Origin of the sequence: Winogradskyella sp., assembly GCF_028289625.1 — a bacterium.
In the GTDB taxonomy this organism is placed as follows: domain Bacteria; phylum Bacteroidota; class Bacteroidia; order Flavobacteriales; family Flavobacteriaceae; genus Winogradskyella.
Genome location: NZ_JANQOM010000020.1, coordinates 57,155 through 82,339 on the forward strand (window position 1 = coordinate 57,155; position 25,185 = coordinate 82,339).

General features: G+C 34.8%; 23 protein-coding genes and 1 tRNA gene. 14 read left to right on the forward strand and 10 right to left on the reverse strand.

Annotated elements, in window-relative coordinates:
• Positions 1–4 precede the first annotated feature (4 nt).
• Entirely contained in the window at positions 5–514 is a 510-nt protein-coding gene (locus Q0992_RS04380; RefSeq protein ID WP_299521030.1) for a 30S ribosomal protein S16, read from the reverse strand.
• A gap of 335 nt (positions 515–849) precedes the next feature.
• Between Q0992_RS04380 and Q0992_RS04385 the strand changes: the two genes are divergently transcribed.
• From Q0992_RS04385 to Q0992_RS04405, 5 genes are all read left to right on the forward strand, one after another.
• Positions 850–1,266, forward strand: a complete 417-nt coding sequence (locus Q0992_RS04385) for a DUF6252 family protein (RefSeq protein WP_299521032.1) — start codon at positions 850–852, stop codon at positions 1,264–1,266.
• Positions 1,267–1,402: 136 nt separating this feature from the next.
• The gene (gene dnaE / locus Q0992_RS04390) at positions 1,403–5,791 is read left to right on the forward strand and encodes a DNA polymerase III subunit alpha (protein WP_299521034.1); all 4,389 of its coding nucleotides are present in this window, start codon (positions 1,403–1,405) and stop codon (positions 5,789–5,791) included.
• Positions 5,792–5,909: 118 nt separating this feature from the next.
• Positions 5,910–6,227: a thioredoxin gene (trxA, locus tag Q0992_RS04395; protein ID WP_299521036.1), complete on the forward strand. Its 318-nt coding sequence runs from the start codon at positions 5,910–5,912 to the stop codon at positions 6,225–6,227.
• A gap of 68 nt (positions 6,228–6,295) precedes the next feature.
• Positions 6,296–7,225, forward strand: coding sequence for a DUF58 domain-containing protein (locus tag Q0992_RS04400; protein ID WP_299521038.1), 930 nt, complete (start codon positions 6,296–6,298; stop codon positions 7,223–7,225).
• 75 nt (positions 7,226–7,300) lie between these two features.
• Positions 7,301–7,374 (forward strand) — tRNA-Asp (locus Q0992_RS04405).
• A 454-nt stretch (positions 7,375–7,828) separates the two neighbouring features.
• Here Q0992_RS04405 and Q0992_RS04410 read toward each other — a convergent pair.
• The gene (locus Q0992_RS04410; protein ID WP_299521040.1) at positions 7,829–8,659 is read right to left on the reverse strand and encodes a hypothetical protein; all 831 of its coding nucleotides are present in this window, start codon (positions 8,657–8,659) and stop codon (positions 7,829–7,831) included.
• 102 nt (positions 8,660–8,761) lie between these two features.
• Positions 8,762–8,980 (reverse strand): hypothetical protein, encoded by a 219-nt coding sequence (locus Q0992_RS04415; RefSeq protein ID WP_299521042.1) that lies wholly within the window; start codon positions 8,978–8,980, stop codon positions 8,762–8,764.
• Positions 8,981–9,436: 456 nt separating this feature from the next.
• Between Q0992_RS04415 and dcm the strand changes: the two genes are divergently transcribed.
• Entirely contained in the window at positions 9,437–10,843 is a 1,407-nt protein-coding gene (gene dcm / locus Q0992_RS04420; RefSeq protein ID WP_299521044.1) for a DNA (cytosine-5-)-methyltransferase, read from the forward strand.
• On the opposite strand, the gene Q0992_RS04425 is transcribed toward dcm, so the two are convergent.
• Both Q0992_RS04425 and Q0992_RS04430 read right to left on the reverse strand, forming a co-directional pair.
• The gene (locus tag Q0992_RS04425) at positions 10,794–11,420 is read right to left on the reverse strand and encodes a hypothetical protein (protein WP_299521046.1); all 627 of its coding nucleotides are present in this window, start codon (positions 11,418–11,420) and stop codon (positions 10,794–10,796) included. The two genes, dcm and Q0992_RS04425, sit on opposite strands and share 50 nt — an antisense overlap.
• The gene (locus Q0992_RS04430; RefSeq protein ID WP_299521048.1) at positions 11,404–12,048 is read right to left on the reverse strand and encodes a BglII/BstYI family type II restriction endonuclease; all 645 of its coding nucleotides are present in this window, start codon (positions 12,046–12,048) and stop codon (positions 11,404–11,406) included. The genes Q0992_RS04425 and Q0992_RS04430 overlap by 17 nt, the downstream gene beginning before the upstream one ends.
• 557 nt (positions 12,049–12,605) lie before the next feature.
• Here Q0992_RS04430 and Q0992_RS04435 point away from each other — a divergent pair.
• The 3 genes from Q0992_RS04435 (at position 12,606) to Q0992_RS04445 (ending at position 15,664) form a co-directional block, all read left to right on the forward strand.
• Entirely contained in the window at positions 12,606–12,773 is a 168-nt protein-coding gene (locus Q0992_RS04435) for a hypothetical protein (protein ID WP_299521050.1), read from the forward strand.
• A gap of 100 nt (positions 12,774–12,873) precedes the next feature.
• The gene (locus Q0992_RS04440) at positions 12,874–14,913 is read left to right on the forward strand and encodes a tetratricopeptide repeat-containing sensor histidine kinase (protein WP_299521052.1); all 2,040 of its coding nucleotides are present in this window, start codon (positions 12,874–12,876) and stop codon (positions 14,911–14,913) included.
• An 82-nt stretch (positions 14,914–14,995) separates the two neighbouring features.
• Positions 14,996–15,664, forward strand: coding sequence for a response regulator (locus Q0992_RS04445; protein ID WP_299521054.1), 669 nt, complete (start codon positions 14,996–14,998; stop codon positions 15,662–15,664).
• Between the two features lie 251 nt (positions 15,665–15,915).
• On the opposite strand, the gene Q0992_RS04450 is transcribed toward Q0992_RS04445, so the two are convergent.
• Positions 15,916–16,410: a DUF456 domain-containing protein gene (locus Q0992_RS04450; protein ID WP_299521056.1), complete on the reverse strand. Its 495-nt coding sequence runs from the start codon at positions 16,408–16,410 to the stop codon at positions 15,916–15,918.
• A gap of 128 nt (positions 16,411–16,538) precedes the next feature.
• On the opposite strand from Q0992_RS04450, the gene Q0992_RS04455 reads away from it, so the two are divergent.
• From Q0992_RS04455 to Q0992_RS04465, 3 genes are all read left to right on the forward strand, one after another.
• Positions 16,539–16,898, forward strand: coding sequence for a BlaI/MecI/CopY family transcriptional regulator (locus Q0992_RS04455; RefSeq protein WP_299521058.1), 360 nt, complete (start codon positions 16,539–16,541; stop codon positions 16,896–16,898).
• A 2-nt stretch (positions 16,899–16,900) separates the two neighbouring features.
• The gene (locus tag Q0992_RS04460; protein ID WP_299521060.1) at positions 16,901–19,345 is read left to right on the forward strand and encodes a M56 family metallopeptidase; all 2,445 of its coding nucleotides are present in this window, start codon (positions 16,901–16,903) and stop codon (positions 19,343–19,345) included.
• Positions 19,346–19,702: 357 nt separating this feature from the next.
• On the forward strand, positions 19,703–20,179 hold the full coding sequence (locus tag Q0992_RS04465; protein ID WP_299521061.1) for a hypothetical protein: 477 nt from the start codon (positions 19,703–19,705) through the stop codon (positions 20,177–20,179).
• Here the strand turns inward: Q0992_RS04465 and Q0992_RS04470 are convergent.
• Genes Q0992_RS04470 through Q0992_RS04485 form a run of 4 tightly spaced genes read right to left on the reverse strand, consistent with a single transcriptional unit; the run spans position 20,176 to position 23,945 of the window.
• Entirely contained in the window at positions 20,176–20,913 is a 738-nt protein-coding gene (locus Q0992_RS04470; RefSeq protein WP_299521063.1) for a Bax inhibitor-1/YccA family protein, read from the reverse strand. The two genes, Q0992_RS04465 and Q0992_RS04470, sit on opposite strands and share 4 nt — an antisense overlap.
• Positions 20,914–20,915: 2 nt before the next feature.
• On the reverse strand, positions 20,916–21,779 hold the full coding sequence (locus Q0992_RS04475) for a hypothetical protein (protein ID WP_299521064.1): 864 nt from the start codon (positions 21,777–21,779) through the stop codon (positions 20,916–20,918).
• A 52-nt stretch (positions 21,780–21,831) separates the two neighbouring features.
• Positions 21,832–22,980: a glycosyltransferase gene (locus Q0992_RS04480; protein WP_299521066.1), complete on the reverse strand. Its 1,149-nt coding sequence runs from the start codon at positions 22,978–22,980 to the stop codon at positions 21,832–21,834.
• Positions 22,977–23,945 carry a lysylphosphatidylglycerol synthase domain-containing protein gene (locus Q0992_RS04485; protein ID WP_299521067.1) on the reverse strand — a complete coding sequence of 323 codons (969 nt, stop codon included), beginning with the start codon at positions 23,943–23,945 and terminating at the stop codon, positions 22,977–22,979. Before Q0992_RS04485 ends, Q0992_RS04480 begins: the two co-directional genes overlap by 4 nt.
• Before the next feature lie 27 nt (positions 23,946–23,972).
• Here Q0992_RS04485 and Q0992_RS04490 point away from each other — a divergent pair, with 27 nt between their 5' ends.
• Positions 23,973–24,611, forward strand: a complete 639-nt coding sequence (locus Q0992_RS04490; RefSeq protein WP_299521069.1) for a cell envelope biogenesis protein OmpA — start codon at positions 23,973–23,975, stop codon at positions 24,609–24,611.
• Positions 24,612–24,616: 5 nt separating this feature from the next.
• Entirely contained in the window at positions 24,617–25,171 is a 555-nt protein-coding gene (gene ruvC, locus Q0992_RS04495; RefSeq protein ID WP_299521071.1) for a crossover junction endodeoxyribonuclease RuvC, read from the forward strand.
• Positions 25,172–25,185: the final 14 nt, after the last annotated feature.

The window sequence follows — 25,185 nt, forward strand, 5'->3', positions numbered from 1 at the left end:
TTTTTTATTCTTCTTCGTTTGAAGCTGTAACCTCTTCGGTAGCTTCTTCAGCCACTTCTTCAACAACTGGAGCAGCCGCAGCAATACGAGCTTCATTAACAGCTTTTTCGGCTTCTAAAGCTTTTGCTTTGGCATCATCTGAAGCTTTAGATAAGCCATCAGCTTTCGCTTGAATTTTAGCAGCTTTCTCTTCTAACCAAGCATCGAACTTCGCTTGTGCTTGCTCTTCAGTAAGTGCGCCTTTCTTAACTCCACCGGCTAAATGCTTCTTTAACAAAGCACCTTTGTAAGACAAAATAGCTCTAGCTGTATCGGTCGGTTGAGCACCATTTTGTAACCATTTTACAGCTCCATCAACGTCTAAGTCTATTGTGGCCGGATTAGTGTTTGGGTTGTAAGCACCTAGTTTCTCCAAGTATTTACCATCTCTTTTAGCGCGTGAGTCCGCTGCTACAATCCAGTAATAAGGTTTTCCTTTTTTACCGTGTCTTTGTAATCTTATTTTTACAGGCATAATTATTAATTAGTGAGGTTCTCGACCTCTGTTATTAATCAACGCTTAATCTAACATTTTGTTCAAAAAATATTCAAGCGGGCGCAAAGATAGTATATTTTTTTAATTAATTGCCCTTTTAGCTGTTTTTAACTGAAAGATGATCACTTTAGCCAAAAGTAGAAATCTAGATAAGTCTAGTATCAAAAAATATTATACTTTTGGGATTCTTGTTTCGTTATATGAAGAAACAAAGGTAAATTAGAATTTAGGCGATGAAAAAACTATTCCTCTTATCTTTTGTAATTATAACTTTTTTTAGCTGCGGTGACGAAATTCGATTTAATACGCCGGCGATGCAAGCAAATCGAGAGGGTGTGACATGGAGAGCCACGTATTTTGCAGCGGATATTGATTTTGGTGGTTTTCTTATAGAGGGTGGAATTGGAGATGAGGTTTTACAACTTGTTACACCAACTGATGGTATAGGCACCTTTAGCTTAGGAGGTAATAGTAGTGCCTATGCCGTATTTAGGGATTTTGATGGCACAGTATATTCAACAAGAAATATTCCTGACCCAAGTGTCACGATTTACCCTGTAGAAGGTACTATCAGTGTTCAAGAAATTGATAATGATGCCGACCCAAGACTCATTAGTGGCGAATTCAATTTTACGGCGTTTTCTGAGGATGGTCTTCGGTCTGTAAATTTCATTAGCGGTGTATTTAATCGCATCTCTCTTATAGGTGGTTTGGAGGTCATTAACGATTGATATAACAATACTAATTAATTATGCAAGCACTGTTTTAACAGTGCTTTTTTGTTTACAACTGTTTATAACTTTAGTTTATTAAAGCATCAATATTTCTTAATTTTAAAGTTCGGATTTTTTATATCAAAAGACTTCTATGTACTTAATATTTGATACTGAGACCACAGGTTTACCAAAACGTTGGGATGCGCCTATAACTGATACTGATAACTGGCCAAGAGCTATTCAAATTGCGTGGCAATTGCATGATGCTATGGGGAATTGTGTGGAGCATCAGGATTATTTAATTCAGCCAGAAGGTTTCAATATTCCTTACGATGCTGAAAAGGTTCATGGTATTTCAACTGAGTTAGCACAGGAGCAAGGTGTGCCATTGTCTGAGGTTTTGGATAAGTTTAATATAGCCTTGTCTAAAGCTAAATTTGTGGTTGGACAAAATGTAAAGTTTGATCTCAATATAATGGGAGCCGAATTTGTACGAGAAGATGTAGCAAATCCACTTCAAGAATTACCAGTCTTGGATACGTGTACCGAGCATACGGCAAGCTTATGCAAAATCCCAGGTGGACGTGGAGGTAAGTTTAAGTTACCGACGTTAACGGAATTGCACGAGTTTTTGTTCAATCAACCATTTGCTGAAGCTCATAATGCCACTGCAGACGTTGAGGCCACAACACGCTGTTTTCTGGAATTGATCCGAAGAAAAGAATACACTAAAGAAGAACTGGATGTACAACCTGATTATTTTGAAAGGTTTTCAGAAGAAAACCCAGATGAAATTCAACTTATTGGGCTGAAACATATTAATCTAAAGCGCGAAAGTGCCAAGATTAATAACAGACTTCAAAAAGAGCAATCCACTGAGCCAATTTCTACCGAAACCGATAAAGTAGCAGCTTCGCGATTAGCTGAGGTTGATTTTGTGCATCTTCATAATCATTCACAGTTCTCTATTCTGCAATCTACCATTAGCATTAATGACTTAGTTGCAGCTGCTGCTAAGGAAAATATGCCAGCAGTAGCATTGACAGACCATGGGAATATGATGGGTGCATTCCATTTTGTACAGGCTGTTTCTAATCATAATAAATCGGTTAAGACAAAGCATGCAGAAGCTGAAACCAATGGAGAAGAGAAGGAAGGGCAACTTATAAAACCAATTATTGGTTGTGAGTTTTTTGTTTGCGAAAATCATCAAGATAAAACTCGAAAGGATAATGGCTACCAAATTGTGCTCTTGGCTAAAAACAAAAATGGCTATCATAATTTAGCCAAGTTATCTTCGGTAGCTTTTACAGATGGGTTTTACTATGTGCCAAGGATTGACAAAGCACTCATTGAACAATATAAGGAGGATTTAATTTGTCTTACCGGAAACTTATATGGCGAAGTTCCGAGCAAGGTTTTAAATATTGGTGAAAACCAAGCAGAAGAAGCATTGCTATGGTGGAAATACACCTTTGATGACGATTTGTATATCGAGCTAATGCGTCATAATCAAGAAGATGAAAATCGGGTCAATCAAGTCCTAATTCAATTTGCCAAAAAGCACGATATAAAATTAGTGGCGACTAACAACACCTATTATGTTGAGCAAGAAAATGCTAATGCACACGATATTTTGTTATGTGTTAAAGATGGCGAAAAGCAGGCAACTCCTATAGGACGAGGACGTGGTTATCGCTATGGTTTGCCTAATCAAGACTATTATTTTAAGTCTTCAGAAGAAATGAAGGCCTTATTCAGGGATATTCCTGAAGCAATTATTAACATACAAGAAGTTGTTGGTAAAATTGAACCTTTTGAATTGGCACGAGATGTACTCTTGCCTGCATTCGATATTCCAAGCGAGTTTAAAGATACGCAAGACGATATTGATGGTGGAAAGCGCGGTGAAAATGCATATTTAAAACACTTAACTTATGAAGGAGCTAAAAAGCGTTATGGTGAAATAACTCCGGAGATTAAAGAACGTCTCGATTTTGAATTGAGCGTTATTGAAAATACAGGCTATCCAGGATATTTCTTAATCGTTGAAGATTTTATTCGCGAAGCTCGTAATATGAATGTCTCGGTTGGTCCAGGACGTGGTTCTGCAGCTGGTTCTGTTGTCGCCTATTGCCTCTGGATTACAAATATAGACCCGATTAAGTACGATTTGCTTTTTGAGCGTTTCTTAAATCCAGACCGTGTGAGCATGCCAGATATCGATATCGATTTTGACGATGAGGGTCGTGGTCGAGTAATGCAGTATGTTATTGATAAATATGGAGCAAATCAAGTGGCACAGATCATCACTTATGGCACCATGGCTGCTAAATCCTCAATTAGAGACACTGCTCGTGTGTTGGATTTGCCGCTCAGTGAGGCCGATCATATTGCCAAATTAATTCCGAACATGTCTAAGCTTGGTAAGATATTTGGTAAGAGTGAAAAGGAGCTCGCCCAAAAATTTAGACAAGAGGAGCTAGAAAAGGTGAATCAGTTACTCAATATTTCCGACGGTGAGGATCTACAGGCGGAAACGGTCAACCAAGCTAGAATATTGGAAGGCTCAGTTCGCAATACAGGAATTCATGCCTGTGGTGTGATTATCACGCCAGGAGATATCACTAATTATGTACCAATAGCTACAGCTAAGGACTCTGATTTATATGTCACGCAGTTCGATAATTCCGTTGTTGAAAGTGCTGGTTTATTAAAGATGGATTTCTTAGGTCTTAAGACCTTGACTTTGATTAAGGATACCGTTACGATTGTAAAAGCCAAACATGGCATAGATCTCGATCCCGAGAACTTTCCATTAGATGATGAAAAGACGTATGAACTTTTCCAAAGAGGCGAAACGGTAGGTATTTTTCAATATGAATCTCCCGGTATGCAGAAGCATATGAAGCATTTAAAACCCACGGTTTTTGATGATCTCATTGCCATGAACGCATTGTATCGTCCAGGTCCAATGGAGTACATTCCGAGCTTTATTAATCGCAAGCATGGGAAAGAAGAAATCATTTACGACCTGCCCGAGATGGAAGAATACCTTAAAGAAACTTATGGTATTACGGTGTACCAAGAGCAGGTAATGTTACTATCCCAAAAATTGGCCGATTTCACTAAAGGCGAGGCCGATGTTTTACGTAAGGCCATGGGGAAAAAGCAACGTGCTACGCTAGATAAAATGAAGCCTAAGTTTTTGGACCAAGCCGCAGCAAAAGGCATGGACAGAGAAAAGCTTGAAAAGATTTGGAAAGATTGGGAAGCCTTTGCAAGTTATGCTTTTAATAAATCGCATTCTACCTGTTACGCTTGGATTGCTTATCAAACCGCTTATTTAAAAGCGCATTATCCAGCAGAATATATGGCCGCAGTACTCTCAAATAATATGAACGATATAAAACAGGTTACCTTTTTCATGGAAGAGTGTAAACGCATGCGTTTACCTGTTTTAGGACCAGATGTTAATGAGAGTTATTACAAGTTTTCCGTAAACAAAGACAATGCGGTGCGTTTCGGAATGGGAGCCATTAAAGGTGTGGGGCATGGTGCAGTTAGGACTATTGTAGACAATAGAAAGAAAGATGGTAATTACAAGTCCATTTTTGATTTGGCCAAACGTGTGGATTTAAGAGCAGCTAATAAGAAATCGTTTGAAGGTTTAGCCAATGCTGGTGGTTTTGATTGTTTTACTGAAACCCATCGTGCGCAATATTTTGCTCACGAAGGAGATAATATTACATTTTTAGAAAAAGCCATGCGCTATGGTGCTAAATATCAAGAAAATGAAAATTCGGCTCAGGTAAGTTTATTTGGCAACTCTAGCGAAGTGCAAATTCCTGAACCACAAGTACCACCTTGCGAAGAATGGGGAACTATGGAAAAGTTATCTAGAGAAAAAGAAGTTGTAGGCATCTATATTTCTGGTCATCCCTTAGATGATTTTAAAATCGAGATGCAAACCTTTTGTAACGGAACGGTTTCCGTATTTAAAGATTTACAAGCTATAGTCAATAGAGAAGTGACTTTTGGTGGTGTAGTCACGGACATACAGCATCGCGTGAGTAAACAAGGTAAGGGCTGGGCTGCTTTTACTATAGAAGATTATACCGATAGTTATGAGTTTAGAATCTTTGGTGAGGATTATCTGAAGTTTAGACATTTCTTGGTGCAGAACTCTTTTGTGTATGTACGAGCCTTTATTAAAGAAGGCTGGATGAATCGCGATACCGGACAAAAAGGGGAGCCAAGAATTCAGTTCAATAATTTTCAACTCCTCCATGATGTTATGGATGCCTATGCTAAAAAGTTATCGATACAATTGAATATAGAGGATTTGGAACAGCATAAAATTGCTGAGTTGCAAGACATGTTTCGATTGCATCAAGGCAACCATGCGCTTAATTTTGTGGTTTATGACAACAAAGATAAGCTAAAGTTGACCATGCCAAGCCGAAAGCAAAAAGTTAAGATTTCACAAGAGCTATTGTATGAGTTGCAAGAATTGGATGTGATGTATAAGTTAAACTAGCATAAAACTAGGCAATAGTACCATAACCAAATCGAATATAGGCAGCGTAAGGTTTGGCATTTTTTTTGACTAATATTGCATGTTAAACGGAAGTAAAATACATTAAAAACAATATATTATGGCATTAGAAATAACAGATGCAACGTTTGAAGAAAAAGTATTAAAGAGCGATAAGCCGGTAATGGTAGATTTTTGGGCAGCGTGGTGTGGGCCATGTCGTATGGTTGGGCCAATCATTGACGAAATTAGCAATGAGTACGAAGGTAAAGCCGTAGTAGGTAAGGTGGATGTTGATGCTAATCAAGAATTTGCTGCTAAATACGGAGTAAGAAACATACCTACGGTATTGGTTTTCCAAAATGGTGAAGTTGTTGGCCGCCAAGTTGGTGTAGCACCAAAGAATGCTTATGCGGACGCAATCGACGCACTATTATAATAAGACTCTCTAAAAGAAATGATAAAAGGTTTGCCATTATGGCAAACCTTTTTTAGTTTCGGTAATTCATGGATTTACAAGTTGAACTTAACAAAGCAGGTGGTTTTAAAAATCTAGAGCTGCTAGCAAAACAAGTGGTTGAAGGCTTCATTGCAGGCATGCATAAAAGTCCTTTTCATGGATTTTCGGCAGAGTTTGCAGAGCATAAGATTTATAATCATGGTGAAAGTACCAAACATATCGATTGGAAACTCTATGCCAAAACAGATCGTTTATACACTAAGCGTTATGACGAAGAAACCAACCTTCGCTGTCATCTTATCTTGGATAATAGTACGTCCATGCATTATCCTGAATCTGCAGGAACGTCCATCGGTAACATCAATAAAGTAGCGTTTTCAGCTTTAGCATGTGCTTCATTAATGCATATTTTAAAAAAACAGCGTGATGCTGTCGGCTTAAGTATTTACAATGATAAATATGATTTTTACGCTCCTGAAAAAGGGAGCGAGCGCCACCATCAAATGTTGCTGAATAAGCTTAGTGAAGCTGTTGTGTCCAAACCAGATTCCAAGACTACTGAAACCTATACCTATTTGCATCAGATTGCTGAAAAGATACATCGCAGGTCTTTAATTTTTGTATTTACGGATATGTTTCAAACCTCTGAAGAGGATAAAAAACTTTTTGAAGCATTACGTCATTTAAAACATAATAAACACGAAGTGGTACTCTTTCATGTGTTTGATAAATCGAAAGAGTTAACGTTCAATTTTGATAATCGGCCCAAACGGTTTATAGATGTTGAAACTGGAGATTATATCAATTTGTATCCAGATAACATTAAAGACAATTATGAAAAAGCGGTTAAAGATTACTTTAATAATTTAAGATTAAAGTGTGGGCAATACCGCATAAAATATGTTGAGGCAGACATTACTCAAGGTTTTAACCACATACTAACTACTTACATGATAGAGCGACAGAAATTTGTATGAGGGCACCGATATTTTTTTCTTTTTTGTTTGCGGAATTAAAAATGCAATGTATATTTGCCCTCGCTATAATGCAACGGTCTGGTAGTTCAGTTGGTTAGAATATCTGCCTGTCACGCAGGGGGTCGCGGGTTCGAGTCCCGTCCAGACCGCTTCTTTAAGAAGTTGTGTTGTTACTGACAGTATCGTCAGTACGTAGTGAAAGCCCAATAATACTGGGTAATCCAATGAGAAGCTTTCCTTTTTCTTTGTATACCATAGCCTTGGCGAAGGTATATCACTGTAAATCGGGATGCTTTTTTGTTTTATAGTAATGCATTGACTGAATTATACAAGGATTTAGTGACAAAGTACAAGAATACAAATTGAGTCTATTTGACTTAAGATGACTCTATCTTATAACTTCTGGCTGTTTATTTGTTGCCTAAAATTATAGTTAATTGATTATCAATATTAATTTAATCAGTGTCGGGAGTAATTATCTCATTATGAATCTAAAACTTTTCCATCATTTTGCAACCCTTTTAATTTTTTAAGACTAATAAAACATTAGTAATAGCAATCTTTTGGAATAGCCATTACTAATGTTTCTATTTGATATTAGCTTTAAGCCATTTCATCTTCGTTATAAAGCAATACCTCATCTGTTAAATCAACAATTTCTAAAGCATCTTCATCAAATAGCCTTTGTCTATCCTCAAAAGCAACCATATCTAAAGCCTCCGATTCTGCCATTCCACTCAATATATTAGTCTGTATTTCTTGAGGAATCAAGTGCCTTTTTAATCTCACCCCTGAAACTCTATATGCTAAAACCCCTCCAGTACGTCCATCTATATTAAAACCCACTTCTTTTTTCCATTTAAAAGAAAAGTCCGCATTTATATCCGCATCACCTGCAGCTACTTGAGCATCAAGATTGAAAGTAATAGTACCACCTTTACTCCCACTATATTGCAAGTAGTATTTATCAGCATAAACTAAGCCGCGAACGACATAAACCTTTGATGACAACTCACCTTTGACGTATTTAGACAGGAGTTCTTTACGAAATTCAACAAAGTTTTTAATGCTTTGCTGTCGGATTCCCATAACCTTCAAGAACATTTGGTTTTCAGAAGTGAAATCAACAGCAAGACCGGCTTCTTCAACATCAAAACGTTCAGGTAAAACAGCTTGCCCTTTGAATTTAGTTGTGATGTTCACGCTAGAACTAGAGGTTATATTCTGGTTTGTTTTTCTTCCTTCCACAAATTCTGTGTTCCTGTTACTAAATGCAGAAGAATCTATAGCCACAACTATATCTCTCTTTTTTAAGAGAATATCCCCTATTGATAATGTGTTGTCACCCGTAATGACAGGGATATAATTTCTTCCATACTGTTTTCTAATTTGACGTTTTAAAAGTCTTGCTTGTCTTTTTGTTAGTCCTCCCATAATTTGTTGATTTAAAATTAATAATTAGTTTACTTTGTTATTTTGAACCCTTTATAAAATAGGTTTATTGTGTAACCATTTTAGCAATCATTATGTAATTGTCTAAACATCCAACAAAAACAAATAGATATTGTTTTGTGGAAGCTCAATTTTGACTTCATATTGATTATCAACCTGTTTAAGACAATTATCTTGGGTGCTCGATATTTTATTACTCTCAATAATTGTTTTTGGATTGTTCGAAATGATTTTGTCTATCACCTTAATAAGTAAGTTCCTTCCTATTGACCCTAGCTTATCTAATATCTGTTCTAATTTCATTTTATGGTATTAAATATTCTTCGTCCTTCACTCATATGTTAAGGAATGAAACTATTGATTGATATCTGCAATAGATTACAGTCTCATAATTAATTAATTAATGAGAAGCTATTTAATAAAGGGTTAAAATGTGGGAATCTTATGAATCTTAATTTAGTAAAAAAAACTAAACCCACCTAATCTTTTTAACACATTCTTATTTTTATATTGAAGAATTAATTCAAACACCTTTACATCCTGTTTTAAGGCTCGGTAAGGCTGTTTCTTTCTTTTGGGATATGTATTTTCAATCTCACTAATTCTCACTAATTCTGAGAACTATTTAGATAAAGATTAAAAACATCAAAAATTAAATTATTAAGTGTTGTTAATAAAAAGTGGCTCAGGTCAATTTTAGTTAACAAATAATAGTTCTTATTAAATGTATTTTTGATAAAGTAAAAAATAAATTAAGAAATGGGCATTAGAGTCGTTGAACTTTTTGCAGGCGTTGGAGGTTTTAGATTAGGTCTTGAAGGCTGGCAAGGCAAATCCTCATCATCAAATTATACGAAGAAACTAGGGACGGATTATAAGATTGTTTGGTCTAATCAGTGGGAGCCTTCAACTAATATACAACATGCAAACCTTGTTTATAAACACAAATGGCCCAATGCTAATCATAATGATAAAGATATTAATGAAGTAGTAGGAGATCATTTAACCAACAAGCAAGTAAACGATAATATTCCTGACCATGAATTACTTGTTGGTGGATTTCCTTGTCAGGACTATTCTGTTGCAGGTGTTAATACCAATGGGATTGAAGGTAAAAAAGGAGTGCTATGGTGGAATATACATCGCATACTTGATGTTAAAAGACCTAAGTACGTTCTGTTGGAAAATGTGGATAGGCTCTTAAAATCACCAGTCAATAAAAGAGGACGGGATTTTGCCATTTTGCTTGCTACGATGAGTGATTTGGACTACGATGTGGAATGGAAAGTAATAAATGCCGCAGATTATGGAATGCCTCAGCGCAGAAGGAGGGTATTTATCTTTGGTGTTCATAAATCAAGCGGTTTAAAACTAAAATCTGACATAGACTGGATTAATACGGAAAGTATCATTGGTAAATCTTTCCCGTCTAAAATGAAAGGTGATAGAAAACTTATAAAAATCAAAGGTAATCCCGTGGCTATATCTAAGGATTTTCCGCATGGTAAGTTTTTTAACTGTGGTGTAATGATTGGAAGAGATGTGCTAACTTTTGATTATAGTCCTGTAGACCTTGGGGATAAAAAATTAAGTGTCTTTGATAAACTAAAAGATGTACTAGAAAATCATGAAGCCGTTCCTAAAGAGTTTTATGTTGATAATCATAAGATTTTAAAATCTCCTCTGATAAAGGAACAAAAAGAAGGAGTGCCACTTTCATATTTAGATTTGAATGCTAGGAACGAAGCAATAATGTTAACAGAACTTGATAAATGGAAATATCTTAAGGGTCGAAAAGCAGAAAAGAGGGTGTCGTCCAAAGGTGTGTTTTTTTACACTGAGGGACCACTTAAGTTAACGGATGATGTAAATTTACCTTCAAGAACAATAATTACATCAGAAGGTGGTTCTGGAGCTTCTAGGTTCAAACATCTCATAGAGATTGAACCAAATAGCTTATACAGAAGACTCATTCCTTTAGAATTAGAAAGATTAAATATGTTTCCCGAAGGCCATACAAATCATCATAATATATCAGATGCTAAAAGAGCTTTTTTTATGGGTAATGCCTTAGTAGTTGGTATAATTGAAAGAATAGGGCTGACCCTTCAAGATTTTATTTTTGAATCAGAGGATGAATCTGTTTTGCAACACCTTGTGAAATAAGAAACTCTAGTTTAAGCATTACATTTATTGGCTTTTCAGATAGGTGGTTAGAGTAGACTAAGCAACCTTCTGTTTTTTGGTTGATTTCCTGCAATACAATTTTCTTATCAGGCTGGGGCATATGTCTAATCTCTTTAGCATATGTCATCAATTTATTGGGAGTTAAACCTTTACTGGCTAATAGCTGTATTAACTTTATGCGATTTACTGAGGTTATTTTACATGATTTTAAACCTGAGTCAATATTTGAGCCACTTTTTACGAATATACCAGTAATCAAAAAGTAATATTGGGTAATCTTATCTCGGTCTAAAAGCCAACCTTTCCTTTCTTCTTGGTGTTTTAGGTAAGATAGTTCAAAGGTAAATGTAGGTAAGTCAGAATTTATATAATGAAGTTGGGATTTCTCGTCAATGAAAATTGGGCCATTCTTAGATTGGTAAATTAAATCAACACCTTCAAATTGCAATTTAGAGTTTTTAACTCGAGTTAATTTAAAGTTTAATTTATCATAAATAGCATCAAGATATACTCCTAGTATTTGTTCCTTATTTAAATCATTATGAAAATAAGTCATTGCCAAATCGTATTATTCGACCTATTTTTTTTCTTGGTGCTATCTGCTTATGTTCTATTCTAAAAGTCTCAGGAGGAGTTAATCCAATTACTAAAAGGGGCACAGTAAGTAGGTTTCGCAGTGGTGGTAAATAGTCCAAGAATTTTTCATATGTGCCTATGGCACTATCAAAGCCTCCCAATTGTTTCATGTCATTTGTAGCTGTAATTATGACCCCAATTCTGGTCTGAATAGCCTTCTGAACATGATTAAGTTCACTTGCAAGAACAGGTTTTATTAAATTCCAAGCTATTACCGTAGCATGATTGAAAGCGACCTCTACTGAGATATCTTTTTTTGCAAAGTCTAGCCTCCACGTGTCACCAGTATATTGATTGTCTTGAAAAATGCCTGACTCACTTAGCCAGTTATTTTTAGTAAACCTTTCTTTTAATAGGTCATTTATTGCTTTAGAAATACTCTTAGGGGTCTTTTCAATATTTTTATAGCCATAGCTTAAGTGTTTTTCTATGATTTGACTATCTGTTATACTGTCTAGTATGGCATTCAATTCATTGTATTGATTGATAAATTTGGGTTCTTGCAGTATTACCTGTGCATGTCTGAATGAATGGGATATATAATTCACATCTAAATATAACGATGTTAAAGTTACAAACTAATTTTAATTTCTATTGTGAATAGTTGTCTATATGTTCGAGTCCCATGCTGTCCGCAATCTTGATAACTTTTGTGTAGTTGTAGGCTCTGAGGCATTAGAGCCTATATATTATAAAGACCTGTATTGTTCACATGTTGTAGTCTGAGTGTAGTAGTAATGTATCCAAGTAAATCGGAATGCTTTTTTGTTTTGGGACAGAATCTTACCTCAATAAAAAATCACTTTTCAACAGGTTTTAAACACTAAAATAGCACTTAAACGATAATTAAATACATTTTATCGATGATTCTTTTTCTTGTGAAGCAAATACTTATATATTTGTTACATCTTGTAAGCCCTCAAATCAAACTTTCAAGAATTTCATAATCCATTAAACATTTTACTAAAACGTCCCTCGTTTTATTTTAGTACAATTTAGGTGAAAACCTACAATAGTTAATTATCCATTTACCTCCCTCAAATTGTAGCGAAAATCGTTACGTAATTTAATATTGACTATTTAAACAAACCCTAAATTGATACTTATGAAAACCCTAAAAATTACTTTAGCCTTAGTTGCCATTGCAATGTTAACTGTATCTGGTGTACAATCTGAAAAAGCTGTTAATGATAAACCCACTTATGAAACCAAAAGCAATTTTGACGTATTAGCAATAAATAAAAAGAAGAGGGCAGTTGAGCAGCAGGCTTAAACCCTTTTTATAGAATAAGTCCTTGATTACTTGAGGGCTAAATTTCTTTTAATTTTATAAATTTATCCTAAATTTGAGAATACTTTTGTATTCTCAAATTTTGAATTTAAGATATTATTTTTTTCTACTTCTATTATTTAAAGCTATTGCAATTTCTTCACAACAGAAATCAATAGAAATTCAACTCGATAGTATATTCGAATTAAGAAAACTATCACAAGACTATAATTATTCAACCGAAGACAGGGTTAAATTTGCTGAGCGGGCAATTAAGCTTTCAAGAGAGCTAAAACAGGACTCTGTGATATTAAAGAGTGGTAGAATATTATCATTAACATATTACAATGCTAAAAAGGATAGTCTTTACTTGAATATAAACCATCAAAATTTAAGACTTGCTAATAAATTAAAGGATTCCTCTTCTTTGGAAGTAGTTAATTCTAATATGGGAGGTTTTTTTCATAGTAAAGAGCTTAATGACAGTGCTTTTTTCTATTATTCAAAGGCTTTGAAGTTATATGATAAATCTAAAAATATTCGAGAGGAAGCTAGAATATTACTTAATATCGCTGATATACAGGAAACGGAAAAAGATTATATCGGTGCAGAGGAAAATGCAGTAAAAGCAATTAGGCTTATAAACTCAGTTACTATAAATGAAGATGATTTGGATCGTCTTTGGATATTAAATAATTTAATAGGTATTGTATCACTAAAACTCAAAAATTATGACAAGGCTATAGAATATCACAATAAAGCTCAAGAAATAGCCAAAAAGATGGATTATGGGTATTATAATAACTTGTATTCTATAAATAATAAGGCGATTGCTTACAGGTATAAGAATGAAATTGATAAATCAATTGAATTATACGAGCAAGTTATTTCTGAAGATAGTTTAGATTATTACGACTCCTCATTTTATGCCATTACATTAGGAAATTTAGCTTACACTAAATCTTTTAAGTCTGATAGGGATATAGACGAAATCAAAAGTACTTTTTGGTTGGGGAAGAAAGTAAGTGATACCATTGACGACCCTCTTGCCAAGCTGGGAATAGCTATAGATTTTTCTAAATTTTATTTTGATATAAAAGAGTTAGATTCTGCACTATATTATGCTGAAAGAAGCTACGACATCTCTAATGAAATTTCTAATAATGAATTGAAGCTAGAATCATTATTGCTTTTAGCAGAGCTAAGTAATGATGAAAATGCTAAGACCTATCTCAACGAGCACATTAAATTAAGTGATAGTTTGTTAAATGTAGAACGAAACGTTAGAAATAAATTCGCACGTATTGAATTGGAAACCGACCAACTCGAAGCCGAAAACGAACAAATCTCTAGAGAAAATTTTTATTTGTTACTCTTATCGGCTGGCTTGCTGCTAACAGCCATCTTGGTCTATGTCGTTATTTCCCAGCGTGCAAAGAATAGAAAATTAAGACTTATTCAGGTTCAGCAAAAAGCCAATGAGGATATCTATAACTTAATGCTGAGTCAACAAGATAAAGTTGATGAAGCCAGAACCCAAGAGAAAAAACGTATCTCAGAAGAATTACACGATGGAGTCTTGGGGCGACTTTTTGGGACGCGTCTTAGCCTCGATAGCATAAATTTTAAAGATGGCAAAGACGCTATGATGACCAGAGCCAATTATATAGGTCAGCTTAAAACCATTGAAGAGGACATACGCAAAATATCACACGAGTTAAATACCGATTTTGTGTCTGGTTCTGGTTTTATGGATATTGTTTCAGAACTTATAGAAAATCAAACACAGGCTTATGGTTTAGAATACGATTTTGATCATACCGATGACATTAGTTGGGATGCAGTTTCTAATAAAACTAAAATCAACATTTACAGGATTATACAAGAATCCATGCAAAATATCTACAAACATGCCAAAGCAAAAGCTATAAAAATTAGTATTTCATTAGAAAAAAACGTAATTTGCTTAGACATCATTGACGATGGAGAGGGGTTTGATACCTCTAAGAACAAAAAAGGCATTGGTTTAAAAAATATGACATCTCGCGTTGAAGACATTAATGGAAAAATCACCTTTACCTCTCAATTTGGCAATGGTACAACGGTTAATGTTAAGATTCCCTACGAAAACCAGTCGATATGAAATGAACCATAATATAATTTCAATTTAAGAAGATAACTCATGGCGAATTTCATCTGTCCCTAACTTTTGAAATAAAAAACAGATGAAGCATATTAATATACTAATGGTAGATGATCATCCCATAATTATAGAGGGCTACCAAAATGTGTTAATGGCAACTAAAGAAGACGACCAAACTTTACTCATCGACACTGCCAATAATTGTGACACGGCACAATTAATGATTAATAGAGCATCAAAAGGCACCCCTTACGATGTATGTTTTTTTGATATAAGCTTGCCGCCTTCAGAGGATGGTAGATATGCTTCAGGCGAAGACTTGGCACTTTTGGCTAAGCGTGTTTTGCCAGATGCTAAAATTATAATCCTTACGATGTTTAATGAGTCTTTTAGAATACATAATATCATAAAGGAAATAAATCCTGATGGGTTTCTCATTAAGAGCGATTTAACCTCTATGGAACTAGCTGATGCCTTTCAACAAATCCTAAAATATCCACCATATTATAGTAGTACGGTAAGTAACTATGTAAAAAAGACCATTACTAGCGAAATCTATGTGGACGATATCAATAGAAAAATTCTTCATTTATTATCCCAAGGGATCAAGACAAAAAGTTTGAGCGAGTATATTCCATTATCTACAAGTGCCATAGAGAAGCGTAAAAAACAGCTAAAATTATTGTTTTCGGTGACCGATGGTAAGGACGAAACCTTATTACAGGAGGCTAGGGAGAAAGGCTATTTGTAAAAAAAATGAAAAAATCCGCTACTTTTTTTAAGATTAAAAACGCTTGAATAAGCTGTTATTGCTGAAAATTACGGTTTTTCCGCATCAAGTTTGCGGTTTTACCACAGCAAAAAAATAATGGAGTAATCTATCTTTAGCCCAAGTCAACAAGAATTAATTGATCCCTCTTAAGTAATTGTTGAGTTAATAGCAAGAAAATTAAGCCTAGTTGAACTTTCTACTAGGCTTTTTTTTTGCTTTATCTTTTGGGTTTAGAACCAACTGGCATCATGGCCAGAAAGTTTTACAATAAAGAAGCCCAAGAATATAATTGCGACAATAAACTTTAAAAATGTTGAAGCAATAAAACCTAAAAAGGAACCAAAAGCAGCTTTCAATGCTTTGTTTGTGTCATTTCTGTGAATCATCTCTCCTATTAAAGCTCCAATAAAGGGACCTATAATAATACCAAAAGGGGGAAAGAATAACCCAACAAGAAGCCCTAAAGTTGTACCAATCATTCCGGCTTTACTACCTCCAAAACGTTTGGTGCCTATAGCTGGGATTATGTAATCTAATACATATATAAAAATGGCTATTATGAGCGTAACAATTAAAAATGTGTTGCTCAGTTGTACACCCTCCGTAAAGTGCAGTACTAAAAATCCTGCCCAACTGGTCAGTGGCCCAGGTATAACAGGTAAGAAGCTACCTAATATGCCCAAAAGCATTAGAAGAAATGCCACGATTACTAAAAATAATTCCATATTGATGGTTTAGATTCACTAATATGACGCAAAAAGCGAACTAAAGTTACATTTTAACTAAGTTTTTAGTTTAAACTAATTTTTTAGTTATATATTTGTTTTCGTTGTTCAACTAAAAGTTTAGTTTAATGAAGCAGTTAACAAAGGCAGAAGAAGAAATTATGCAGGTCTTATGGCAATTAGAAAAAGCCAATGTAAAATCTATTATTCAGATTTTACCAGACCCTAAACCTGCCTATAATACAGTGTCCACCATTATTCGAATATTAGAATCCAAAGGGTTTGTGGATTATGAGAAGCAAGGTAAAGGGCATATTTATTTTCCAATTATTGCTAAAGAGTCTTATAGCAATCAGTCCATTAATAAGTTGGTGGATAATTATTTTCAGGGGTCTTTTAAAAGTATGGTGTCTTTTTTTGTTAAGAAGAACGATGTAGATCTTAAGGATATAGAAAGTTTGCTCAAAGAAATCAATAAAAAACAGTAGTTATGTTATACTATATTATTCAGATTGTTCTGTTTCAGGCGCTTTTTTTATTGGTCTATGACTTTTTCTTAAGACGTGAAACATTTTTTAACTACAATAGAGTTTATCTGTTGTTTACATCAATCTTGTCTTTGGCACTCCCTTTTATAAAGTTGCCTCAATTAAAAAAGGCAACAACCAATGATTTTGTAATTCAATTGCCAGAAGTTTTTCTCGGTGCCGAAGTGCCAACAAGTAACGAGGTTTTTATAGCCGAACAAGCTGGCATAATTTTAGAGCAACCGCATACGCCTCTATGGCAAATACTTCTGTTTACAGGTATTGGTGTCGCAACTATTTTATTTGTAATTAAAATCTCAAAACTGTATTGGCTAAGGCATGTAAGTCCTAAACGTTGGAAAGGCAATGTGCTTATTGTAAAGCTTATAAGAAGTAGCTTGGCATTCTCTTTTTTCAATACTATTTTTCTTGGTGAACAAATTCCAGAAGAAGAGGCTCCAGTAGTTATTAAGCATGAGTTGGTACATTTAAGAGAAATGCACACTTTAGATTTACTTTTCTTTGAACTATTGCGAATTGTCTTTTGGTTTAATCCTTTGGTATATATCTATCAATATAGAATTAAAGAGCTACACGAGTTTATAGCCGATGCGAATACTGTAAAGCAAAAAAATAAAGCGGCGTATTACCAGACCTTGCTCAATCAAATATTTGATGTTCACAATATCTCATTTACAAATGCCTTTTTCAAAAAATCATTAATAAAAAAACGAATTGCTATGTTGCAAAAACAAAAATCCAGACAAGTTGCCCTAATCAAATACGCGCTCCTAATTCCAATAGTATTTGGGATTTTGGTTTACACTTCAACAGAAGTTATTGCACAAGAAGAAAGTAATGAAAAAGAATCAACGATTACTCAAGATGTAGATGATGAAGCAGTTATCCAAAAATACTATGAGGATATTCTTGAAGAAAATAAAGATCTCTCAAATTTTTCGGAGATATCAGATACTTATAATTATTCAGATGAAAAGTACGTGCCCACTCGCGATGAGTACTTGCGCTATGTTGCATACATGAGATACATGGGGCATAAGTTTAAAGAGTTCTCAGAAAAGTCAGAAAAGACGAGCATGAGTCAAATGAAATCGCATTTTGACCACATGATAAACTTTGATAAGTCTTATGATGAGCATTTAGAGTATCTTAAAACAAAGGAAGCAAAGCGCATCCATGAAGAATCTCTGTATAATAGGACATTGAGAGTCATCTCAAAAGACATTAATAATCTAAGTGCAGAAGAGCATATAGATGCTTTTGAGAAAGCCAGAGATGTGCTTCGAGGTAGATTATATAAAAGACTTATTGTTAGTGACGATTCAAAGTCGATTGAAATTACCAAGGACAATTATGACGGATTAATTCGTCTCTTTTCAATAAGTGAATTAAAATCACTTCTTACGACTATTGATAAAGGTGATGCGTTACAGCTTAAAACAGAAAAGTCAACTAAAAAAGAGGACGGCACCCATGGAGCTAAAACGCTCATTTTACGAGATTATAAATCTTATGGAATTGACCGACATGAGGTTGTAGATTCTGTTGAAGTTCCTTTTAGTATTGTCGATGAAGCCCCGACCTTACAGAAGTGTAAAGATTTAACAAACAATGATGAGCGGAAAAAATGCTTAAGTAATTTTGTTAATGAATTTGTTGGCAAGAATTTTAATACCGATGTCGCTGATGGTTTGTCTCCTGGAAGAAAAAGAATTTTTGTTCAATTTAGTATTGATGATAAAGGTTATATCAAAACCATAAAAGTAAGAGGGCCAAGTGAAGCTCTAGAAGATGAAGCAAAGCGTGTTGTAGCATTATTGCCAAAATTTGCACCTGGTCGTCAAAAAGGAAAAAATGTAGTGGTGCCCTATTCATTGCCGATTGTATTTGATAAGCAATCTGACTCTAAAAAGGGTGATACACCTAAGTATGACAAGTTTATAGACTCAATTGAAAAAATTGAAAAGAAGAAATTCGTAAAAACGGATTATAAAGACGCAACAACGCTGCCATATAGCATAGTCGATGTTCCTCCAACCCATCCTAATTGTATCTCGGTTAATGGGCAAGAAGAAAGGAAAAAATGTACAACCAACGAAATCTATAAGTTGGTTAGTCGAGAATTCAAGATAGACTCGTTAGCAACTCTAAATTTACCTGATGGAAAGCAACGTATTTTTGCATCGTTTACCATAAACAAAGAGGGTTTTGTTAAACAAGTGAAAGTTCGTGCGGCACATCCAAAACTTGAAGAAGAAGCAAAACGAGCTATAGATTTACTCCCAAAGTTTGTTCCTGGCCAACATAAAGGAGATATAGTAGACGTAACCTGTAGTTTGCCCATTGTGTATATGACCTTCCCCAATGATAAGAATCATAAGGACTAAATGAAGATTAAACTTTTGTTGATTCTCTTTATGTATAGTGTGCTTTTTATGCTTTAGGGAATTACTCAAAGGTTATCGAAGCCTACAAATCCGCTGAAGTTTCTAAGCCTGAACTTGAAAAATAGCCAAAGCTTATGTTGCAATAGGCAATTATACCGAAGGTCTAAAGTTTTGTCAATCAGCGATAAGGGTAGACCTCGAAAATAGCTTCTTGAAATACGAATATGCTAAACTTCTCACGCGCACTAAAAAGTATGACAATGAAGAACAACGATTAAAAATATTGAAGGAAGAAAAATTTACAGAAAAAGACTAAAACCTAAAAATATTGTACATTTCGCTATTGGAATAGTGCAAATGAATCGAATAGCTTGTCTTTTATTATTTACACTTTTAAGCGCTTGCAACTATTTTGAAAAGCAAAAAGTGAATGCCGATGATTTACTAGAAGAAGAACTGCAAACTTTTAATTGGAATGACGTAGATACCTACCCTACCTTTAGCGGTTGTGATTCTATTATTGACAAAGAAGAAGGGAAAGTTTGTTTTCAAAACACACTATTGGCCCATGTGAATGATTATTTAGGGCGACAAAATCTTGTAGTTTCAGAAGATGTAAATGATACGATTCGAATAGGTTTAATTATTGATGCTAATGGTACATTAGCGATAGAGGAAATCATTATAAAGCCAGAAACCCAATTCCAAATCCCAACAATAGATAGTTTATTACATCAAAGCTTAAAGGGTATCCCAAAAATTGAAGCAGCCACCAAAAGAAGTCAGTATGTCACCACAGCTTTTGAGTTGCCTGTGATTGTAAAAATTGATTAAAAACGTATCGCCAATTTCTGCATTAACCTTAAAACTTCAACATACAGCCAAATCAATGTAGCTAAAAGTCCCCAAGTGGCTATCCACTCTTTATACTTTGGAGCTTTGTTTTTATAACGCTCTATATAGTCAAAATCCAAAAGTAATGCAAAGGATGCTACAATAGCTGCCAAGATATTAAATCCAATAGCAAACCATGAAGTCCCCCAGATATACGGTTTAATGCCAAAGAAACTTAGTATCCATGAGATTAAATACACCACCATAATACTCACAGTCGCAGTGATAATAACGCTTCGTAATTTTTTGGTGACTACAATAATTCTTAGTTGATAAAGTATAAGCATCACAAAAAAGGTTACAATGGTAACACCTATGGCTTGATATGGTAATTCAGGAAAATTTCGATGTGCATAAGACGAAAAACCACCTAAGAAAACTCCTTTGGCAATGACATATAATGGTACTAAAACAGGCGCCCACCGTTGTCTAACAGATATCAAAACACTTACAATAATTGCCCCTAACATACCTCCCAGCGTAAACCATCGCATTGGAGTGCCAGCTTCATTGAGTTTCCAGAGATAAGCTGTAATAGCAGCAATCACCAAAATTCCTAGCATGGATTTAATAAAAATTCCAAAAACGGACATGGTTTTGGACGATGATTTACCGTCGTCCCAAAAGTAACCATTAAAAACAGGGTTAGAGGTTTTGAAATTCCTAAGACTCATTATTATAAGTTGAATTTATAACCAATAGCAATATCTGTAGAAAAATTGCCTTGGTTATCTAGAAAAATGGCGAATAGTTCGCCATAAATAATGGTAATGAAACTATTTTCTCCAATCTTAATATCTGAACCTACACCAAAAATGAATGGAATATCAAACGAAGTTTCACTTGAGTCGATTTCCATATCATCTTCGCTTATAAAGGTAGCATTGGAGAAATTCAATGTGGCTAATTTAAATTGGCCATAAATTGAGAAGGTTTCCTTGTTTATAAATCGGTAACGATAACCTAAAGACAATTCTGTAGTACTATAAGGAAAATCATCACTATCAAAGGCATGTCTAGCTTGTAAAAAACCAGAGTGTCTTGGAAGTACGTTAGCCTCAAATATTTCCAATTCGGCACCAATCATCGGGACGTTTTTATTGTCTGGATTACCGACAAAAGGATTGTTCGTAATACCACCAGAAACCCCAAGTCTAAATTGAACATTACTTTCTGTAGAAGTAGAGGTATAGTCAGGATCCACAGAGGCATTGTAGGCATCAAGATAATTCCTTAAACTATACAGCGTTAATTTTAGCTCATCCGTAGACATCTCATTAGTAAGGCTGCTTAACGTTGCTTTATACTCTTCCTGAAATTTGTTATCTACACCCTTTGAGTTTTTTAACTCTGTAATCGTTCCATCTTCAGTACGCACAAAATAGCGGTATTTTCCATCGATAATATTCCAAAGTAGGTCTAATTTACCGTCAATTTCGGTTTTGAGTTCTAGAGTCTCTCCTCTGATGTTGTAGGTTTCTTGGCTATAGTTAAGCTGAAAAGCAAAACACACAAAAAGTAAAATGATGATTCTTCTCATTTTATGCTAGGATTTGGTTTTAGTAAAACTACCAAAAATATCTTAAAAACAGTTATTTTTTGAATACTCTACCTTTCCAATAGTAAGGCTTAAACAAGGATAGTGAGGCAATATAAACGCTAAAACAAGGGTAAAGAACACTAGAGAATATGTACGACGACAATACACTTTCTTGCTTCAAAAAACCTGTCATCTTAAACAGCAATAAGAAATCAATGGCAAATTTTATGACTAGTAATGCAATAGTTATTCTAGCTTCAATAAGATTTAGCAAAAATAAAATAGGTAAAGCAATACAAACAAGGTTGCCTAAAAAAACAATAGACCCAATTATTTTAGAAAACCCATTAGGGTTTTGAGTTGTTTTAGAAGCCCAACGCAGTCGTTGTTGCATTAATTGACCAAAATTATCAACAGGGTATGTGGTGACAAGAGCTTCCGTAGATTTTAAATAGGTTACTTTTTTAGCATCCAATCCTTTAAACTTTTCTAACAAGAAAATATCATCACCACTCGCAATATTGGAGTTGCCATTAAAGCCATTTATATTTTTAAAAACCGTTTTTCGATACGCAAAATTAGCACCATTGCAGAGAAAGGCTTGCTTTAATCCAAAACCACCTATTGTGGCAGCTTGGAGGCTCAAAAAGTCAAGAGTTTGAAACCTATTAAAAAAGGAGTCATTTTTAGTATAAGTAACAGGTGCAACAATACAGTTTGGGTGTTGATTCTGAATATATTCGTCAAAGGTATCTAACCAATATCGTGGTAAAATACAATCGGCATCTGTGGTGATAATCCATTCATACTTAGAAGCCTCTATCGCAGAGCTGACAGCATCTTTTTTTGGTGAACTAGAATTACGACTATTTTTAATAATATTGATGTTGTCAGTTCGAGTGTCACGCTTTTGGCGTGATGTATCGAGAACTTCTTGAATGATTTTGACAGAATTATCCTTAGAATTATCATCCACAAAAATAACTTCAAATAAATCCTTAGGATAATTCAACGTTAGGATAGATTCTAAAAGTCTTGGCAGATGTTTCGCTTCATTCCTAAAGGGAATTACAATTGAAAATTTAGTCTTTGCCTCTAAATCCTGCAGTTTAAACGTTTCAACGTTATCAAAGCCATAGATTAAACTACCAATTAGGACTAGGTAAACTATAACGATTACTATGACTATGGCAGATATCATTCTTCGATTTTAGGAAGCTTAAAATTCAACACAAAATAACTTCCAAACAAGCTAGGAATGGCAAAGTTCAACACCCACATTACGGTGATAATCGATAAAATGGTAAGCTCATTCACTTGTACATAACCAAATAAGAATACGGCAACACTTCCTTTTATGACAACATCAAAAACAGAAATGGACGGTATAATCGAAGCCAAAAAATACATGCTTGTTATCACGACCATAGCCTTTACATAATCGACGTCAACACCAAATATCATAAGTAGATAATAAAATTGAAATGAGAAAATTAAATAACGAATTAGGGATAATACTAGATTGGCGGCATGAGTCTTGAAGGATATGCGTTTAATGTATTCTAAGATTCTATTGATGGAATAGCCTTTAATGTTAATGGCTTTATGTTTAATTCCAAAAGCGGTAAATGCACCTATAGCAATTATTATGAATATAAACCTGCCGACCTTATAATAGTCCACATCGATTTGATAGCGATTGATAAACATAATTAGGCCGACAATACCAAGTAGGGTAGTTATGGTCATTTGAGCCATATTGCCCATAAGGTTCATCAAGACTATACGTTTTCGCAGAGGTTTGGCGTAATAGATTGCTTTTGCTCCATAGTCACCAATACGATTCGGAGTTATGAGAGATGCGGTTAATCCACCTAGACTTTGTTCCAAGGCCTCCTTAAAAGAAATTTTCTTAATGCTTCCTGCTAAAAGCGTCCATTTAAAAATCTCGAAAAACCAGTTGAAAATGCTCAAAATGATTAAAAAAAAGACATTTTTGGTCGAAAATGTATCGTTTTCTTTCAAAAATGCTAAAAATTCACTGAATTGCAAATCTTCATTTTCAGCTAGTTTAGAGTAAATAAAATAAAAAGCACCAACTACAATACTCAACTTAATCAGTACAAATAAGAATTGCTTAGTTTTGTATGGTACGCTGTACAACATGCTGCAAATTAAACCAAAAACTTAGACATGAAGCGTTATTTAAAACCTCTCCTTTTTATTTCAATTGTCTTTTTTATGACCTTAAGCTGTTATGGGCAGTTTAAAGATACGAGCAAATGGAAAGCGCTTTTTGCACTAGGCTTTAATTATCCTACAACGGACGGATTTGTTGACGGCACTTTTGCACAGCCCGTTAATTTCCCGACAGTAAATATAGGCATACAGCATATGTTTAAACGTGCCTATGGCGTAAAGTTAGATTATGGGTTTAATCGTTTTAAGAATGATGATGAATCACCAGAGTTTAAAGTGAACTACTCGCGTATAAATGCGCAATTTGTGTTTGATGCTACAGAGGCACTTGGATTTCTGCCACAACGATTGCGGACAATTTTGCACGCTGGTCCAGGCTTCAGTTTTACAACGCCTTTGGGCGACTTAAGTGATAATAAGCAATCGTATTTAAATATGTTAGGTGGATTGGAGGTACATTATGCCATCAACGAAAAAGTTTCCATTTATACCGATATCGCTTATATTTATGGCTTCACCTCCTTAGGTGATTATGATCCGGTTTTAAGTGGACTAGGTGCCTTTAATGGGAGTGTATTTAATGTTACTTTAGGATTAGCGGTCTCTTTAAGTGGTTGTCAATATTGTGATTAAGTGAGATGGGTAAAGAAAAAATTATATTAGGGATTGATCCAGGAACAACCATAATGGGTTTTGGTCTTATAAAAGTCGTAGGCAAGACCATGACGTTTATGCAGCTTAACGAATTACAACTAAAAAAGTATGATGACCATTATCTAAAGCTAAAACTCATTTTTGAACGCACGGTAGAACTTATTGACACATTTCATCCTGATGAAATTGCTATCGAAGCCCCCTTTTTTGGGAAAAATGTGCAAAGTATGTTAAAGTTGGGAAGAGCTCAAGGCGTGGCTATGGCTGCAGGTTTATCTCGAGAAGTGCCGATTACCGAGTATTCACCCAAAAAAATTAAGATGGCCATTACAGGTAATGGAAATGCGAGTAAAGAACAAGTGGCCAAGATGTTACAGAGCCTCTTAAAACTTAAAGAACTACCTTCAAATCTAGATTCTACAGATGGGCTTGCAGCAGCAGTTTGTCACTTCTACAATCAAGGTAAGGTTGAGGTCGGTAAAAGTTATACCGGTTGGGCGGCTTTTGTTAAGCAGAATGAGGATAGGGTGAAACGGTAAGCAGTATGCAGTCT